The organism is Nonomuraea sp. ZG12, from assembly GCF_052068115.1.
Taxonomy (GTDB): domain Bacteria; phylum Actinomycetota; class Actinomycetes; order Streptosporangiales; family Streptosporangiaceae; genus Nonomuraea.
In genome coordinates this window covers 148,343-163,850 of sequence record NZ_JBQHCW010000013.1, presented here as the reverse complement: position 1 = coordinate 163,850, position 15,508 = coordinate 148,343, and the positions used below count along the sequence as shown (strand labels likewise).

18 protein-coding genes are annotated in these 15,508 nt (G+C 70.1%); 9 read left to right on the top strand and 9 right to left on the bottom strand.

The window, feature by feature from the left end; all coding sequences use genetic code 11:
• Nucleotides 1-4: 4 nt before the first annotated feature.
• On the bottom strand, nt 5-196 hold the full coding sequence (locus ACTMTF_RS30350; protein WP_397005278.1) for a ferredoxin: 192 nt from the start codon (nt 194-196) through the stop codon (nt 5-7).
• Complete coding sequence (locus ACTMTF_RS30345) at nt 193-645, bottom strand: pyridoxamine 5'-phosphate oxidase family protein (protein WP_441113737.1); 453 nt, start codon at nt 643-645, stop codon at nt 193-195. Before ACTMTF_RS30345 ends, ACTMTF_RS30350 begins: the two co-directional genes overlap by 4 nt.
• Nucleotides 646-730: 85 nt before the next feature.
• Between ACTMTF_RS30345 and ACTMTF_RS30340 the strand changes: the two genes are divergently transcribed.
• Nucleotides 731-1,360 carry a class I SAM-dependent methyltransferase gene (locus tag ACTMTF_RS30340; protein WP_441113793.1) on the top strand — a complete coding sequence of 210 codons (630 nt, stop codon included), beginning with the start codon at nt 731-733 and terminating at the stop codon, nt 1,358-1,360.
• Nucleotides 1,361-1,375: 15 nt separating this feature from the next.
• On the opposite strand, the gene ACTMTF_RS30335 is transcribed toward ACTMTF_RS30340, so the two are convergent.
• From ACTMTF_RS30335 to ACTMTF_RS30320, 4 genes are read right to left on the bottom strand one after another with little or no spacing between them, the layout of a single operon-like run.
• Complete coding sequence (locus ACTMTF_RS30335; RefSeq protein ID WP_441113736.1) at nt 1,376-2,434, bottom strand: DUF1702 family protein; 1,059 nt, start codon at nt 2,432-2,434, stop codon at nt 1,376-1,378.
• Nucleotides 2,435-2,488: 54 nt separating this feature from the next.
• Entirely contained in the window at nt 2,489-3,523 is a 1,035-nt protein-coding gene (locus ACTMTF_RS30330; RefSeq protein ID WP_441113735.1) for a prenyltransferase, read from the bottom strand.
• The gene (locus ACTMTF_RS30325) at nt 3,520-4,236 is read right to left on the bottom strand and encodes a class I SAM-dependent methyltransferase (protein WP_397005271.1); all 717 of its coding nucleotides are present in this window, start codon (nt 4,234-4,236) and stop codon (nt 3,520-3,522) included. Before ACTMTF_RS30325 ends, ACTMTF_RS30330 begins: the two co-directional genes overlap by 4 nt.
• Nucleotides 4,237-4,253: 17 nt before the next feature.
• Nucleotides 4,254-5,498 carry a glycosyltransferase family 4 protein gene (locus tag ACTMTF_RS30320; RefSeq protein ID WP_441113734.1) on the bottom strand — a complete coding sequence of 415 codons (1,245 nt, stop codon included), beginning with the start codon at nt 5,496-5,498 and terminating at the stop codon, nt 4,254-4,256.
• A gap of 238 nt (nt 5,499-5,736) precedes the next feature.
• Here ACTMTF_RS30320 and ACTMTF_RS30315 point away from each other — a divergent pair, with 238 nt between their 5' ends.
• From ACTMTF_RS30315 to ACTMTF_RS30305, 3 genes are all read left to right on the top strand, one after another.
• Nucleotides 5,737-6,759 (top strand): GDP-mannose 4,6-dehydratase, encoded by a 1,023-nt coding sequence (locus ACTMTF_RS30315; protein WP_397005267.1) that lies wholly within the window; start codon nt 5,737-5,739, stop codon nt 6,757-6,759.
• A 75-nt stretch (nt 6,760-6,834) separates the two neighbouring features.
• Nucleotides 6,835-7,392, top strand: a complete 558-nt coding sequence (locus ACTMTF_RS30310; RefSeq protein WP_441113733.1) for a helix-turn-helix domain-containing protein — start codon at nt 6,835-6,837, stop codon at nt 7,390-7,392.
• Nucleotides 7,385-8,215 carry an SRPBCC family protein gene (locus tag ACTMTF_RS30305; protein WP_441113732.1) on the top strand — a complete coding sequence of 277 codons (831 nt, stop codon included), beginning with the start codon at nt 7,385-7,387 and terminating at the stop codon, nt 8,213-8,215. The genes ACTMTF_RS30310 and ACTMTF_RS30305 overlap by 8 nt, the downstream gene beginning before the upstream one ends.
• Here ACTMTF_RS30305 and ACTMTF_RS30300 read toward each other — a convergent pair.
• A complete protein-coding gene (locus ACTMTF_RS30300) occupies nt 8,208-8,681 on the bottom strand; it encodes a MarR family winged helix-turn-helix transcriptional regulator (protein WP_441113731.1) in 474 nt (157 codons plus the stop codon). The genes ACTMTF_RS30305 and ACTMTF_RS30300 overlap by 8 nt on opposite strands.
• Before the next feature lie 84 nt (nt 8,682-8,765).
• On the opposite strand from ACTMTF_RS30300, the gene ACTMTF_RS30295 reads away from it, so the two are divergent.
• Nucleotides 8,766-9,620, top strand: coding sequence for an LLM class flavin-dependent oxidoreductase (locus ACTMTF_RS30295; RefSeq protein ID WP_441113730.1), 855 nt, complete (start codon nt 8,766-8,768; stop codon nt 9,618-9,620).
• Between the two features lie 98 nt (nt 9,621-9,718).
• On the opposite strand, the gene ACTMTF_RS30290 is transcribed toward ACTMTF_RS30295, so the two are convergent.
• Nucleotides 9,719-10,201 (bottom strand): MarR family winged helix-turn-helix transcriptional regulator, encoded by a 483-nt coding sequence (locus tag ACTMTF_RS30290; protein ID WP_441113729.1) that lies wholly within the window; start codon nt 10,199-10,201, stop codon nt 9,719-9,721.
• On the opposite strand from ACTMTF_RS30290, the gene ACTMTF_RS30285 reads away from it, so the two are divergent.
• The 3 genes from ACTMTF_RS30285 to ilvA all read left to right on the top strand — a co-directional run bounded on the left by ACTMTF_RS30285 (nt 10,200) and on the right by ilvA (nt 13,460).
• Nucleotides 10,200-10,691, top strand: coding sequence for a pyridoxamine 5'-phosphate oxidase family protein (locus ACTMTF_RS30285; RefSeq protein ID WP_441113728.1), 492 nt, complete (start codon nt 10,200-10,202; stop codon nt 10,689-10,691). The genes ACTMTF_RS30290 and ACTMTF_RS30285 overlap by 2 nt on opposite strands.
• Before the next feature lie 118 nt (nt 10,692-10,809).
• Entirely contained in the window at nt 10,810-11,643 is an 834-nt protein-coding gene (locus ACTMTF_RS30280; RefSeq protein ID WP_441113727.1) for a DUF559 domain-containing protein, read from the top strand.
• Nucleotides 11,644-12,155: 512 nt separating this feature from the next.
• Nucleotides 12,156-13,460, top strand: a complete 1,305-nt coding sequence (gene ilvA / locus ACTMTF_RS30275; RefSeq protein WP_441113726.1) for a threonine ammonia-lyase IlvA — start codon at nt 12,156-12,158, stop codon at nt 13,458-13,460.
• A gap of 199 nt (nt 13,461-13,659) precedes the next feature.
• Here the strand turns inward: ilvA and ACTMTF_RS30270 are convergent, their stop codons facing one another.
• Nucleotides 13,660-14,865 carry an NAD(P)/FAD-dependent oxidoreductase gene (locus ACTMTF_RS30270; protein WP_441113725.1) on the bottom strand — a complete coding sequence of 402 codons (1,206 nt, stop codon included), beginning with the start codon at nt 14,863-14,865 and terminating at the stop codon, nt 13,660-13,662.
• Nucleotides 14,866-15,021: 156 nt separating this feature from the next.
• Here ACTMTF_RS30270 and ACTMTF_RS30265 point away from each other — a divergent pair, with 156 nt between their 5' ends.
• A complete protein-coding gene (locus ACTMTF_RS30265; protein WP_441113724.1) occupies nt 15,022-15,489 on the top strand; it encodes an RrF2 family transcriptional regulator in 468 nt (155 codons plus the stop codon).
• Nucleotides 15,490-15,508: the final 19 nt, after the last annotated feature.

Sequence of the window (15,508 nt, the reverse complement as noted above, 5' to 3'; positions counted from 1 at the left end):
CCGGCTATTCCTCAACGGAAAGTGCGGCTTTCGGACAGGACCGCACCGCGTGGCGTACGCGATCCCGCAGTTCTGGAGGTGGTTCGGGGAGGAGGATGTGGAGCTGATCGTCGTCGTCCACCTCGAACACCTCGGGCGCGAGTCCCATGCACACGGCATTGGCCTCGCAGACCAGTTCGTCCACCTTGACCTTCACGAGAGCCTCCTGTGATCCCATGAGACCATCTTGGTGGGCTCGACCACGTAAGCGACCCGCTTGCGGCCTGTCTGTTCGACGTAGGGGAGCAGGAGCTCGTCCGTCACCCCCGGGGTCATCCTGCGCGCGACGTCCATGCCGACGGCCATGACGTCCTCGGCGTCGTCCATCGGTGTGACCCGGCCGTACACCAGGATGCCGCGCAGCTCGGCGTAGTCCTCGCCGGTCTCGATGAGACAGCTCACCCGGGGGTCGCGCGCCAGGTTGCGGGCCTTCTGGGACTTGCCGTAGGTCCAGAAGGTGATCCGGCCCTTGTCGAGCCCGTAGAACATGGTCACCAGATGCGGCGTGCCGTCGGGGTTGATGGTCGCGAGCTGCAGCTTGCGTGCCCCCTCCAGCAACGCGGTGACCTCGTCTTCCGACATGGCGATCCGAGTACGCTGATTCACGCCTGCTAGTAGAACAGGTTCCATTATAGCGGGCAAGAGGACGCCGGAATGTTGTTCGGTTCCACTAGGGTGCAGGGCTATGACGATGCCGCCTGAGCTGCTGCGAGCCGCCGAGGACGCCAAGGGTTTCATGCCGTCGAAGGAGGGCCTGGCCCTGTTCGAGGTGGCCCGGGATTACGGCGCGCGCGGTCCCATTTGCGAGATCGGCACCTACTGCGGCAAGTCCGCCATCTACCTCGGCGCGGCGGCCCGGCAGGCCGGGTCCGTGGTCGTCACCGTCGATCACCACCGGGGCTCGGAGGAGATCCAACCCGGCTGGGAGCACCACGACCCGGAGCTGGTCGACCCCCGCTTCGGCAAGATGGACTCGCTGCCGGTCTTCCGCGCCACGATCGCCGCCGCGGGCCTGGAGGACGAGGTGATCGCGATCGTCGGCGGGTCCGAGCGGGTGGCCGCGCTCTGGCGTACGCCGCTCGGCATGCTGTTCGTCGACGGCGGCCACTCCGACGAGCCGGTCACCCGCGACTACGAAGGCTGGGCGCCGCACGTCATGACGGGCGGCGCGCTGGTCTTCCACGACATCTACCCCGACCCGGCCGACGGCGGCCAGGCGCCCTACCGGGTCTACCTGCGCGCCCTGGCGTCCGGCGCGTTCGCCGAGGTGCACGCCGAGGGCTCGCTGCGGGTCCTGGAGCGGGTGGCTCCGGGGATCTAGGCGGATCTAGGCGATCTAGGCGGTGTGGTGGCGGCGGGCCCACATCCTGCGGGTGTGCGCCTGCCAGGCCTGGAAGTCCTCGTGGCCGCGCGGGTCGTGGCCGAGCGCGATGAGCGCGCTGTCCGCCCAGCCGGCCGCCTCTCCCGGAGTGCCTCCCGCGAGGATCGGCACGGCCTGCGCGACATGGTCGGGCAGCGGCCCGGCCTGCGTCCTGGCCGCGACCGCGAACGCGCAGCCCTGGGCCAGATGCCCCCGGAACCCGTCGGCCCCCGCGTGCTCGGTCAGCCACCACAGCTCGTCGGCCTCCGCACCGCCCGTGTAGGCGGCGGCGAACCCGACCCCGCTCCACAGCGCGGCCCGCCTGCTGACCGGGTACGCGGCGATCCTGGCGGCCACGTCGTCGGGCGAGGCGCAGTCGTGGTACCAGAGCAGCCGTCCCAGGCCCTGGTCGAAGAGCGCGCAGTGGGACCTGGTGAGCAGGTCGGGCATGGCCCGCTCGCCCACCATCCGGTCCGCCCTGGCCATGCTCCAGCCGAAGCCGAACCCGTCGAGGGCCAGCCACCGCAGCAGCGGATGGGCCCGCCGGGACGCCCGGATCGGCCGCAGGCGCAGCATCGCGTAGCCCCGGCCGACGCCGAGATGGACGGCGAACTGGTGACGTGCCCCGGGGCCGGACAGTAGCTCATGAAGGCGCCGGCCCCGAGTCGCGGTGATCAGATCGAGCACCGCGCACGCCGCCCCCGCCCCCTCGAAGGCGAAGGCTTGCTGCTCACGGGAAATCTCATCGATCCTCACAACTTCCCGTGAGATAACTGCGTTGAAGCCATACAGATACGACTTTTCTGCATTCTCAATGACCGCCCGAGAAGGCCCTCGGGTGAGCCGGAACCTCCGTCTGCTCAGATCGGACTCGCGAGGATCCTTGACCAGAAACCTCCGCCAGCCCCGGACCGGGGTCAGCGTCGGCTGGATCCCGACCTGCTCCAAGAACGATGTTGTGCCCGTGTCGCCCACGCTTCCCCCGAAGACGCCTCGTACGGCCACTCCCGAAACTAGTGACCCCAATGCGGGCATCCATCGAGCCGCCACGCTTTCCCCGGCAAAGAAGCGGCAAAACCCCTTGCGGAGTCAGCGGCGGGCCGGGGCGCAGCCGCACCCATCGGGCTGTGCCACCGAGACGGCGGCGGCGTCGCGGAAGACGCCGGAGGCACCCGTCAGGCCGCCCAGGGCGTCGGCGGCCAGCACCACGGCGGCCGCGGTGTACCCGGACCGCTCGTGCGGGAAGTGCTTACGGTTGGCGAACTGCCAGCCGGTCCAGTAGGAGCCGTCCTCGTGCCGTAGATGCTGCATGTCGGCGAAGAGCGTCGCCGCGCGCCCGCTGTCGCCCACCGCGTCCAGGGCCAGCGCGAGCTCGCACGTCTCCGCGCCCGTCACCCACGGCTGGTCGGACACGCACCGGATGCCGAGCCCCGGCACCACGAACGTGGCCCACTCGCGCTCCAGCGACTCCCACGCCTGCGCGCCGCGCACCGCGCCGCCCAGGATGGGGTAGTACCAGTCCATCGAGAAGCGGCTCTTGTCGGCGAACGCCTCCGGATGGGCGGCCAGCACGTGCGCCAGCCGGTCGGCGGCCAGCTCCCAGTGCGGCTGGGGGTCACCGAGCTGGTCGGCGAGCAGCACAGCGCAGCGCAGCCCCTGGTGGATGGAGGAGCAGCCGGTCAGCAGCGCGTACGTGGCCGCCTGGCCGCGCGCGTCACGCTCCCAGACGATCTCCCCGCGCTCGGTCTGCAGCCCGGCGACGTAGTCGAGCGCCGCCTTGGCCATCGGCCACCGCTGCTCGGCGAAGGACCGCTCACCGGTGACGAGGAAGTGGTGCCAGAGCCCGACGGCGATGTAGGCGGCGTGGTTGGACTCGCCGCCCGCCTCGATCGCGACCCCGTCGAGCAGCTTCATCGGCCAGGAGCCGTCGTCGCGCTGGTGCCTGGCGAGCCAGTCGTAGCCCCTGCGCACAGGCTCGTCCAGCCCGGCGACCGTCATGGCCATCAGGCACTCGATGTGGTTCCACGCGTCGACGTGCCCTTCCGGCCAGGGCACTCCGCCGTCTTCCCGCTGGATGGCCGCGATGCTCTCGGCCGTCTGGACGACCTGCTCGCGGGAGATCACGCCGCGGGCTTCCTGACATAGAGCACGACGCTCTTGCCGATGACCGGATTGAGCAGGGCCTCGGCGATCCTGGTCGCGGCGGGGCGCTTCATGATGTCCCAGACGAGCAGCTCGTGGTACGCCTTCGCGACGGGATGGTCGTCGTTGTTGACGCCGACGGCGCACTTGATCCACCAGTACGGCGCGTGCAGGCCGTGGGCGTGGTGGTGCGGGCCGATGACGAACCCGGTGGCCTTCAGCTTGGCCGACAGCTCCGCCAGCGTGTAGATGCGCACATGCCCGCCGGGGGCGGTGTGGTAGTCCTCGTCGAGCGCCCAGCAGATCCGCTCGGGCAGGAAGCTCGGCACGGTGATCGCGGCCGTGCCGCCGGGCCTGAGCACCCGGAAGATCTCGGCCATCGCCGCCATGTCGTCGGGGATGTGCTCCAGCACCTCGGCGGCGATGACGCGGTCGAAGCCGCCCTCGTCGAACGGCATGTCCAGCGCCGTGCCCTGGACGGTCTCCCCGGTGCCGCCGGGTGGCACCTCGCCCGCCTTGTCCATCGCGGCGAACATGGCCGCCACGTTGTCGAGCTCGGCCTGGTCCATGTCGAACGCGACGACGTCCGCGCCTCGGCGGAGCACCTCGAAGGCGTGCCGGCCGCCGCCGCACCCCAGGTCGAGCACGCGTACGCCGGGGCCGACGGGCAGCCGGTCGAAGTCGACGGTCAGCACTGGACGATCTCCTCTGATCAGCGGGTACGGCGGGCCGCGATGGCCTCGCGGTAGGCCTCGACGGTCTTCTTGGCGACGACGTGCCAGGTGTAGCGCTCCATGACCCGGTCGTATCCGGCCTGGCCCACCCGCTCGCGCTCCTCGGGCGAGTCGTGCAGGCGGCGCAGCACGGCGGCGAGCTCCTCGGCGTCGCCGGGCGCGACCTGGACGGCGGCGTCGCCGACGACCTCGGGCAACGCTCCCGTACGGCTGGCGACCAGCGGCGTGGCGCAGGCCATGTGCTCGACGGCGGGCAGCGAGAAGCCCTCGTACAGGGACGGCACCACCGAGATCTCGGAGGTGGCGATGAGCTCGCCCAGCTCGTCGTCGGAGATGCCGTGCACGAAGCGGACCCGGTCCTCCAGCGACAGCTCCCGTACCAGCTTCTCGGTGGGGCCGCCGGGGGTGGGCTTGCTGACCACGGTGAGGTTCACGTCGCGCTCGGTGGCGAGCTTGGCCACCGCGCGCAGCAGCGTGGAGACGCCCTTCATGGGGGAGTCGGCGCTGGCCACGGCCACGATCGAGCCCTTGCGCCGGGGCTTGTCCGGGCGCGGGTGGAAGTAGCGGGTGTCGACGCCGAGCGGGATGAGGCGCATGTTCGCCTGGGGGACGTTGAAGTCGCGGTGGATGTCGGCCAGCGACGACTCGCTGACGGTCAGGATCGGGCTCAGCCGGGGCGCGACCTTGGCCTGCATCCGGACGAACCCGTACCAGCGGCGCATGGTCAGCTTCTTGGCGCCCTTGGCGGCTTCCAGCTCGATCCGCCGGTCCACGCTGATCGGGTGGTGGATGGTGCCGACCACCGGGAACAGCTTCTGGATGCCGAGCAGGCCGTAGCCGAGCGTCTGGTTGTCCTGGACGACGTCGAAGTCGCCGACGCGCTTCTTCAGCTCGCGGTGGGCGCGCAGGGTGAAGGTCAGGGGCTCGGGGAAGCCGGCGGTCCACATGGTGCCGACCTCCAGGAGGTCGATCCAGTCGCGGTATTCGGCGAGCTTGGGGGTCCTGAACGGGTCCTCGTCGCGGTAGAGGTCGAGGCTCGGCACCTTCCGCAGGATCACGCCCTCGTCGAGCTCGGGGTAGGGCTGGCCGGAGAAGACCTCGACGTGGTGACCGAGAGCGACCAGCTCGCGGCTCAGATGGCGGAGATACACGCCCTGGCCGCCGCAGGTGGGTTTGCTGCGGTAGGACAGCAGTGCGATCCGCAGCGTGTCACTCACGGACACCCCTTTCTCCGCCCGGTAGGCCCAGAGAAGGGCGTGTACCGTGAAAGATGACCTTAGTCCGAGAAGGCTACCATTCGGTAGGTCGTCTGGAATTGTTCGCAGCGGCAGCCATATGCCGTGCGAACTGCGACGTTGCCGTGACCGAGCGTGGTTCGGTAGAACGTGTTCTAGATGGATCTGAGGGCATGGCGTACATTTCCGTCGCAACGGACGCGGCAGCGATAGTTGGAGGACCCCGTTGGCCAGGCGCGCTCTGATCACCGGCATCACCGGCCAGGACGGTTCCTATCTGGCGGAGCACTTGCTCGGTCAGGGATATGAGGTGTGGGGGCTGGCCCGCGGCCAGGCGAACCCGCGGTTGTCGCGGATGCGCAGGCTGCTGGCCGACGTCCAGGTGATCCGGGGCGACCTGCTGGACCAGGGCTCGCTCATCTCCGCGGTGGAGCGGGTTCAGCCCGACGAGGTCTACAACCTCGGGGCGATCTCCTTCGTGCCGATGTCATGGGAGCAGGCCGAGCTGACCGCCGAGGTCACCGGGATGGGCGTGCTGCGCATGCTGGAGGCCATCCGGGTCTGCTCGGGCGCGTCGCGCGGCGGCCGCCCCTCCGGCCAGATCCGCTTTTATCAGGCTTCGTCGTCTGAGATGTTCGGGCAGGTCAGCGAGACGCCCCAGACGGAGACGACCGGGTTCCACCCTCGCTCGCCCTACGGCGTCGCCAAGGCGTACGGCCACTTCCTCACCCAGAACTACCGCGAGTCGTACGGCATGTACGCCGTCTCCGGCATCCTGTTCAACCACGAGTCACCGCGCCGGGGGGCCGAGTTCGTCACCCGCAAGGTCTCGCTCGGGGTGGCGCGCATCAAGCTCGGCCTGGCCGCCGAGCTCCGCCTCGGCAACCTGGACGCCCGGCGCGACTGGGGCTACGCGGGCGACTACGTCCGTGCCATGCACCTGATGCTCCGGGCCGAGACGCCGGAGGACTACGTCATCGGCACCGGGCGGATGAAGTCGGTCAAGGAGCTGGTGGAGGCCGCGTTCGCGGCGGTCGGGCTGGACTGGGAGCGCTACGTCGTCACCGACCAGAGCCTGCACCGTCCGGCCGAGGTGGACCTGCTGTGCGCCGACCCGAAGAAGGCCCGCGTCCAGCTCGGCTGGGAGCCCACGGTGTCCTTCGAGGAGCTGGTGGCCATGATGGTCGAGTCCGACCTGCAGCTGCTGACCAACGGCGGCGACCCCGACCAGGAAGGCTCCTGGCCCTGATCTCCTCTCCGCCCGGCCGATTCTCGGCATGCCCCATTGACAAAAAGTATTTTTACGTAAAGACTCATTTTTGCGATGAGAGACGTCCTGTACCTAGAAGAGATCGAGCAGGCCGAGGCGCTGCTCAAGCCGCAGCGCGTCGAGGTGCTGCGGCAGCTCGCCGAGCCCGGCACCTGCGGCGAGGTCGCGGCCCGGCTCGGGCAGACCCCGCAGCGGGTCTACTACCACGTCAAGCGGCTGGTGGACGCCGGCCTGGTCGACCTGGTGTCCGAGCGCCGGGTGCGCGGCATCAACGAGGGCATCTACCAGGCGGCCGCCCGCTCCTACTGGCTGTCGCCGCGCCTGGTCGGCCGGATCGGGCTGACCAAGGCGCGCGACGAGCTCAGCCTCGGCTATCTGCTCGACCTGATGGAGGAGGTTCAGGCCGACATCGCGGCGCTGGACAGGACCGCGCCGGAGCTGCCGTCCATCGGCCTGTCCGGAGAGATTCACGTACGGCCTGAAAAGCGGCAGGAGTTCCTGAACGACCTGCAGACCATGATGCGGGAGCTGTTCACCCGCTATGGCGGAGACGAAGGCGACGCCTTCAAGCTCGCCGTCGCCTGTTATCCCAAGGGAGAAGACCATGAGTGACCCGATGATCATCCGTGCCCGCGTCCCCGCCCCCGTCAAGCAGGTGCGGCACGCCCTGACAGACCCGGACACCCTGCGTGTGTGGCTGGCCGAGCACGTCGAGGTGGAGCTGCCCGACCGCTTCGAGTTCTGGGGCCGCTTCACGCCCGAGGGTGACGCGCCGCACCAGCGGCTGCTGCACGCCGATGACCGTACGGTGCGCTTCGCCTGGACGCTCGACGGCGTCGAGACGACGACGGAGTTCGCCGTGGAGGAGGACGGGCCCGACGCGGCGATCGTGTCGGTGTCGCAGAGCCACTTCGACATGCGGGAGGCCATGGCGGAGAGCAGTGTCCGCGGTGTCCTGCAGACCTACTGGTACCTCGTGCTGGCCAACCTGGTCGAGCACTTCGAGGGCCGCGCCCTCACGCCCAAGCCCGACTTCACCTCCGCCGAGCTGCGCGCGGAGGTCCTCATCGACGCCCCGCCGGCCAAGGTGTACGCATCCCTGATCGACTCGGAGGCGGTCACCCGCTGGTTCGGCTACCCGATCGAGATCGAGCCGCGCGTCGGCGGGCGCTACGCCATGGGCGGGTTCGACGCCGAGGGCGAGCCGGCGAAGATCCTGGAGCTGGAGACCGACCGCAGGATGTCCGTCGACTGGGGACCCGTCGGCGTCGGCACCTGGGAGCTGGAGGGCAGCGGCGGCAAGACTCGGCTGACCCTGGTCCAGAGCGGCTTCGACCGCACGCCCTACGCCGGCTGGCTGGGCAGCGTCTCCGGGCTGGCCGACCTGCGGCGCTTCGTCGAGATGGCGGACTGGAGCCCGATCTGGCTCAGCTGACCTCGGTGGGTGGCTCCGACAGATGAGACAGCACGGTCTCCGCGACCGTGCCGAGCACCTCGATCTGCTCCCTGGTCAACAGGTCGATGAAATGGCGGCGCACGGACTCGACGTGGTCCGGCGCCGCCGCCTCGATGGCCCGCAGCCCGTCCTCGGTCAGCACGACCATGGCGCCCCGGGCGTCGGACTCGCACTCCTCGCGGGTGACCAGCCCGCGCTGCTCCATCCGTGAGATGTGCCGGGACAGCCGGCTCTTGGACCAGAGCATCCGCTCGGCGAGCGCGGTCAGCCGCCAGCGCCGCTCCTCGGTCGAGGTCAGCGCCGTCAGCACGTCGTAGTCGGGCGCGGACAGCCCCGAGTCGTGCAGCAGGTCGCGGTTGACCTGGGCGTCGAGCAGTAACCTCATCCGGCGATAGCCGATCCACGCCCGGAACTCGGCATCGTCCAGCCAGCGGGGCTCGTCCATGCTCCCACCCTAGTTCTGTTTGGTTGACGTGTAACCAACTGCGGCTTTAGGTTTACATGTAAACCGTCATAGGGAGGGGCTGCCATGACCACGCCGCTGTTCGGGCTCGGCATCTCGGCTTCGGCCGCCCAGGGGGCCGATCCGGTGGGTGACGCGCGGGCCGCCGAGGAGCTCGGGTACGACTTCGTCTCCACCTCCGACCATCCGTCGGGCACCGAGCCGAGCTACGAGGTGTGGACGATGCTCACCTGGGTGGCCGCCGCCACCTCCCGGGTCAAGATCGCGACCCGGGTGCTCGGCGTCCCGTACCGGCCGCCCGCGATGGTCGCCAAGATGGCCGAGAGCCTGCACCGGCTCTCCGGAGGGCGGCTCATCCTGGGGCTCGGCGGCGGCTACTCCGACGAGGAGTTCCGCGCGTTCGGCCTCGGGGTGCCCACGCCGCGGGAGAAGGTCGACGGGATGGTGGACGCCATCCACATCATGCGCGGGCTGTGGTCGCAGCCGGAGTTCTCCTACAGGGGCGACCGCTACCACACCGAGCAGGCCGCCATGGAGCCCAAGCCGGACACGCCGATCCCCATCTGGCTCGGCACCTACGGCGACCGGGCGCTGGCGGCGACCGGCCGGCTGGCGGACGGGTGGATCCCCTCGCTCGGGTTCGCGCCGCCGGAGCAGGCCGCCGTCATGCGCGAGCGGGTCCTCTCGGCCGCGCAGGGGCGGCCGGTGCGGTGCGTCTACAACGTGCCCTTCGAGATCGGTACGGGCTCCGGCTCGCCGTCGGTGGTGGCCGGGTCTCCGCAGGCCGTGCTGGATCGGCTCGGGGCGTTGGCGGCCCTGGGGTTCACCTCGATGAACTTCATGCCCGCCGGTCCGGATCCCCGCGGCCAGGCCGAGCGGCTGGCCCTGGAGGTCCTGCCGGAGTTGCGCGCACTGGTGTGAGTGGTGGGGCCGCCTGTCTGATGGCTGTTTTTTCGCCTGGTGTTGTTGTTTGTCGCGGTTGTCGTCCGGGTGGTTCGGCGGGCGGTGATGGGCGATGGTCAGGCGGGTGGGCGAACTCTGCGGTGGCGGATGGAGTCGTCCTGGTCGAAGCGGCTGAGGATGGCGGACAGCAGGGCGCGGGCGTCGGTGACGCGGGCCGCGCCGTACTCCTCGGTCAGCTCGGCTTCGAGTGCGGCGCGGTGGGCGCGGGCGGCGCGCACCGCCGCCTCGCCGTGCTGGGTAAGGCGGAGCAGCCTGGTACGCGCGTCGTCGGGGGACGGCTCTCGGGCGAGCAGGCCACGGCGCTCCATGTCGGCGACGGCCTTCGACGCGCCCTGCTGGGTGACGCCCATCCGCTCGGCCAGCGCGGTGATCGACAGGGGCGCCGCGAGCACGTGCTGGATGATCACGCCGTCGTTGAACCGCAGCTCGCCGAAGCCGTCCGCGGCCAGCCGCCGCTGCACCTCGTCCGCCATCGCCCAGCCGGCGAACAGACTCACCAAGGAGAGGTCCAGGGATTCTGGAGTAGGATTCACAACCATGGTTGTGAAATCTAGCGAACCACCGGCGGCCATGCGTGCGGAGTTCGTCCGCGTCGCCCATCGGATCGTGTGGTGCACGCTGGTCACCGTGGACAGCCGGGGCCGGCCGCGCTCGCGTGTGGTGCACCCCTACTGGGAGGAGGCGGGCGGGGAGCTCGTCGGATGGGTGTTCACCCGGCCCACTCCGCTCAAGGTCGCCCATCTGGCGCGTACGCCGTACGTCTCGTGCTCCTACTGGGACCCGGCCCAGGAGGTCGCGGTCGCCGAGTGTGAGGCGGCCTTCGCCGGTGATGAGGCGACTCGGCGGAAGGTGTGGGACCTGTTCGCCGGCGCGGAGGAGCCGCTCGGGTACGATCCGCGCATCCTGAGCGTGGCGGACCATCGGGACGAGAGCATCACGGTGCTGAGGCTGACGCCGTGGCGGCTGAGCACGCTCAAGAGCGCCTGGCAGCGCCCCGACGGGGCAGCACAGCACATCGCCACGCTGTGAAAAAGCCGGTACGGCAGAGCGGCCCTCTTGCGGCGCCTGTCTGTGGATAACGCGATGTTCTCCACAGAACCTCGTTCGCACGGTCGGCCGGTGGCGGCGGGCGCGCATCCTGGGCGGCGTGTACACCCCCGCCTCGCCGCTGATCGATCGCGCCCGCCGCGTCACCCGCGCGATCCCCCAGGCCGTCGCCTGCCGCCGGACGGCGGCGCACATCTGGGGTGTGGACCCCCTCACCAGTGCCACTCCCGCCGCCGACCGGCCCGTCGAGATCATCGCGCCCGGCGATCTGTCGATCCCCGGCTGCCTCACCCACGTGATGTACGTGCCCAGCGGCGACGTGACCGAGCACGCCGGGGTCCGCCTCCCCACACCGGGCAGGACGGCCTTCGACTGCGCCCGCTGGTTGCCCCGGCTGGAGGCGGTGACGGTGCTCGACCAGTTCCTGAGCCGGGGCGTGAACGTCGATGACCTGCTGCACCGCCCGACGACCTCCCGGCGCGTCCACGACATCCTGGCGCTCGCCGACCGCCGTGCGGCCTCACCACGGGAGAGCTGGCTGCGCGTCATCCTCATCGACGGCGGCCTCCCCAGGCCCGCCGCGCAGCTCCGCGTCACCCTGCCCGGCGACCGTTTCGCCTACCTGGACCTCGGCTGGGAGCCTTACAAGGTGGCCGTCGAGTACGACGGCCGCGCCCACCACACCGCCCCCGCCGACCAGCGCCGCGACGACCTGCGCAGGCAGGAGCTCAACCGGCTGGGCTGGCGTGTCATCGCGGTCGGCCGCGACGTCATCCCCGCCCGCACCGCCGACTTCCTGGAGCACGTGGCCAACGCCTTGATCGAGCGAGGCTGGCAGCCGGGCCCCGACGGCATGATCCGCATCCTGTCCCGCATCCGAGCCGCCCGCCGCTCCCGCCCCAGACCTCGCCACCTACGCGCCTTCGACCCCTGACCACGGGCGCGTCCTTCTTGAGGCGGCGTTGTCCTGTCCCGCGTCCGAGCGGCCCGCCGCTTCCGTTCCAGACTCCGTCACCTACGTGCTTTCGACCCCTGGCTACGGGCATGCCGCCTTATGGCGTGGGCGCATTTCGGCAGGGGGCGATCCGGTTGGCCTGATTCGGTGGGCCCGATCCGAGGACGATGCGTATACGGACGGCAGTCGGCTTCGTCTCGGACGTCGGCCGATATCGCTCGCTCTCGCGAAGGGGGACGTCCATCCGGCCCCGCTCCGGGCTCGGCGCCTTCCGCCCGACCTCGCCACAACCAACCTCGGCATCCGTACCACTGCCGAACAGCGGTGACGCGATCGCCGGGCGAGGTCGGGGAAGAGCCGCCGCCGAGCCAAGTTCTGTGGAAATCCAGCCATCGGGAGGGGACGAATTTGGCTCGCCTACCCAGATCAGCTATTAGGTAGATGGTGATCCCGCAACCTGTGCTCGTCTCTGCCCCGCCGCCGGACGCTCGATGCCGCTGTCGCTGGGCCATCGCGCCGATCGAGCCGGGGGCACGGCGATGACGACGAGCGGCGTTCCGGTCGACGCCGATGCCGTGGACGATGCCGCAGGGCGCTTGGCCGGTGTGGTGCGGACGACGCCACTCGAACGCAACACGCGCCTCTCCGATGCGATGGGCGCCGAGGTGTGGCTCAAGCGCGAGGATCTGCAGACCGTGCGCTCCTACAAGGTGCGTGGCGCGTTCAACCTGATCGCGCAACTGGACGGCATCGCGCGAGCGGCCGGGGTGGTCGCCGCCAGTGCCGGCAATCATGCGCAGGGCGTGGCCTACGCCTGCTCGGCACTCGGCGTACACGGCCGGGTGTATCTGCCGCGCACGACGCCGCGCCAGAAGCGCGACCGGATCGCGGCGCTGGGCGGCAGCATGATCGAAACCGTCCTGGGCGGCGACACCTACGACGAGGCGGCGGCCGCCGCGGCCGCCGATGCCCGCGCGACCGGCGCGACGATCGTGCCGGCGTTCGACGATGCGCGGACCATCGCCGGCCAGGGGACCGTCATCCGTGAGGCGGTGGAGCAGCTCGGCACCAGCCCGGACATGGTGGTGGTGCCTGTCGGCGGCGGCGGGCTGCTGGCCGGCTCCCTCGCGTGGCTGGGCCGGCGGCACCCGCGCACTCGGGTCATCGGCGTCGAGCCTCAGGGCGCCGCCGGCGTCGCCGCGGCACTGGCCGCCGGGGAGCCCGTCACCCTGAGCGAGATCGACACCTTCGTCGACGGCGCAGCCGTGCGCAGAGCCGGGGACATCACGTTCCCGATCATCGCGGCCTCGGATGTCGAGCTCGTCGCAGTGCCGGAAGGCCGGGTGTGCAGCGAGATGCTGGCCCTTTACCAGACCGACGGCATCATCGCCGAGCCCGCCGGCGCGCTCGCCAGCTCCGCTCTCGGGCTGGTGGAGATCCCGGACTCCGCCACAGTGGTCTGCGTGCTTTCCGGCGGGAACAATGACGTCAGCCGTTACGCCGAGGTCGTCGAACGCGCCCTGATCCACGAGGAGCGCAAGCACTATTTCCTGATCGAGTTTCCCCAGGAGCCGGGCGCGCTGCGCCGATTCCTCGACGAGGTGCTCGGCCCGAACGAGGACATCACCCTGTTCGAGTACGTCAAGCACAACAACCGCGAGACCGGCCCCGCCCTGGTCGGTATCGAGCTGGCCGCCCCCGACGACCTGCCGGGTCTGCTGAAGCGAATGGAGGCCGCCCCGCTCCGGATCGAACGCATCGATGCCTCCAGTCCGCTCTTTCGATTCCTGCTATGACGCGCCGGTCCAGGAGGAACGAGTGGTGCCTGCAGGCTGGTCGAGGAGAACTTGTCCACGACCTTCGATCTCGAAGACCTCGCTCGGTCCTGTCGCTCCAGCGCGCGTACCTTGGCCCGGTTGTTCCGTCAGCGTGTTCCGCCGCGCCTACGGGCATACTCCCGGCGGGCGTCAGCGCGCCGGATAGCCCGGCAGGAGGTCAGCCGTTGAGGAGGCGGCTCGCCTGAGCGAGGATCTGCTCCGGGTCGTCGACCGCCGGGTAGATCCACTTCGTGTTGATGTCCTGCTTCATGGTCTTGGCCTCAGGGCCGGTCGCCGTGACCGTACGCTCCCAGCCGTTCGTGAGAACGGCGCCGGCGGACCCCAGGTCCAGGGCGTTGCTGTAGGGGTCAGCGGTGAAAGGCAGGAGGTCGGTCTCGAGGAGTCCGGCTGCCACGTTGTATCCGGCGCACTTGCCCATCGGCTGGGCGTGCTGGCAGCTCTGGATCGTGTAGTGCCCGTCCTCGGCGGCGGCCACCGCCGTGTCGCCGGCCGCGTACACGTCGGGGACTCCGATCACCCGCATGTACCTGTCGACGGTCAGCCTGCCCAGTTGGTCGCGTTCTCCCGGGATCTTGGCTGTGAGCGGGCTCGCGGCCATGCCGGCCGTCCAGATGACGGTCGCCGCCGGGATGACCTCGCCGTCCGAGAGAACGACCTTCTCGGGGGTCGCCGACGACACGGTGGAGCCCAGACGTCGTTCGATCTTCAGCTGGTCGATCGCGCCGTCGATGTGCGGGCGAGGTCCTGGGCCGAGCTCCGGGCCGAGGACGTCGGCGCGGTCGACCAGGACGATCCGCACTGTCTCACCGGCGCCCTGCCCGTCGGCGATCGCCCGCAGGCGCTCACCCAGGACGGTGGCGATCTCCAGGCCGGTGAAGCCGGCGCCCACGATGACGGCCGTGTACCGGCCGTCGGAGGGCTCCCGCTGTGGCAGGCGCCGCAGGTGGTGGTCGAGCGCGGCCGCCGCGGGCAGGGTGTCGATGTCGAAGACGTCCCCCGCGCCGGGGAAGGTGGGGCGTACCAGCTGACTGCCGGTCGCCAGCACGAGCTTGTCGTAGGACAGGGTCAGGCCGGTGCCGTCCCGTCCGACCGCGCGGACGGTACGGGCTTCGGTGTCGATATCGGTCACCGTCGCTGTGAGGCGGCGCACCCCGATCGGGCCGAGGACACGGTCCAGAGGCACCCGCATGGTCTCGGGGTCGTCCTCGTACAGGCGCGGACGGATGACCAGGTCGTCGCCGCCGCTGACCAGGGTCACGCGCAGCTCGTCCCCGGGGCTTCCGGCCGCGCGCGCGGCGCGAACGGCTCCTGCCGCGCTCCACACGCCGGCGAAACCGCCACCGATGACCAGGATGTCCTTCATGCTTTCTCCCCTTTGACGTGCGTACGGACGTCGCCGCCAGGACCGATTCCCGGCTCGTCGACCGTGGTCCGCCGTACATCCTGGACGTTATATATCCTGGATATTAAATGTCAAGATTAGGCGGCAGCTCGGTTCCGGACATAGGATGTCCACATCATGAGAATGGCCAAGGGCGTCGAGTGGGCCCTTCACACGCTCCTCAACCTGGACATGATCGGTGGCGGCCCGGTGGGCAGCGGTCAGCTCGCCGAGGCTCACGGCCTGCCGGCCCCCTACCTGATCAAGCAGTTGCAGCAACTCGTCAGGGCGGGGCTCCTGACCTCCGTTCCCGGGCCGCGTGGCGGCTTCCGCCTGGCCAGGCCGCTCGGTGAGATCACACTCCTCGACGTGGTCGAAGCCATCGAAGGTGACGCGTACCTCTTCCACTGCACCGAGATCCGTTGCTGCGGCAAGATCGGCGAGCTCTCCCCGCCACCGGACGGTCCATGCCCCGTCAAGACGGCCATGCGCCGCGCGGAGCAGGCTTACTACGAGGCGCTGGCCGCCCAGACCCTCGCGGACGTCAAGGCGGAGCTCGACCGCACGCCCATGGCCGGGCAGGTCATCCGGTCCGCGTTCACCTGAATGGTCAGTCCGTAGCCGG

Coding starts and splice junctions, on each gene's coding strand:
- ACTMTF_RS30295 (WP_441113730.1), top strand. CDS start 8,766: ATGACCACGCCGCTGTTCGGGCTCGGCATCTCGGCTTCGGCCGCCCAG.
- ACTMTF_RS30335 (WP_441113736.1), bottom strand. CDS start 2,434: ATGCCCGCATTGGGGTCACTAGTTTCGGGAGTGGCCGTACGAGGCGTC.
- ACTMTF_RS30300 (WP_441113731.1), bottom strand. CDS start 8,681: ATGGACGAGCCCCGCTGGCTGGACGATGCCGAGTTCCGGGCGTGGATC.
- ACTMTF_RS30340 (WP_441113793.1), top strand. CDS start 731: ATGCCGCCTGAGCTGCTGCGAGCCGCCGAGGACGCCAAGGGTTTCATG.
- ACTMTF_RS30305 (WP_441113732.1), top strand. CDS start 7,385: ATGAGTGACCCGATGATCATCCGTGCCCGCGTCCCCGCCCCCGTCAAG.
- ACTMTF_RS30265 (WP_441113724.1), top strand. CDS start 15,022: ATGAGAATGGCCAAGGGCGTCGAGTGGGCCCTTCACACGCTCCTCAAC.
- ACTMTF_RS30270 (WP_441113725.1), bottom strand. CDS start 14,865: ATGAAGGACATCCTGGTCATCGGTGGCGGTTTCGCCGGCGTGTGGAGC.
- ilvA (WP_441113726.1), top strand. CDS start 12,156: ATGCCGCTGTCGCTGGGCCATCGCGCCGATCGAGCCGGGGGCACGGCG.
- ACTMTF_RS30310 (WP_441113733.1), top strand. CDS start 6,835: ATGAGAGACGTCCTGTACCTAGAAGAGATCGAGCAGGCCGAGGCGCTG.
- ACTMTF_RS30285 (WP_441113728.1), top strand. CDS start 10,200: ATGGTTGTGAAATCTAGCGAACCACCGGCGGCCATGCGTGCGGAGTTC.
- ACTMTF_RS30290 (WP_441113729.1), bottom strand. CDS start 10,201: ATGGTTGTGAATCCTACTCCAGAATCCCTGGACCTCTCCTTGGTGAGT.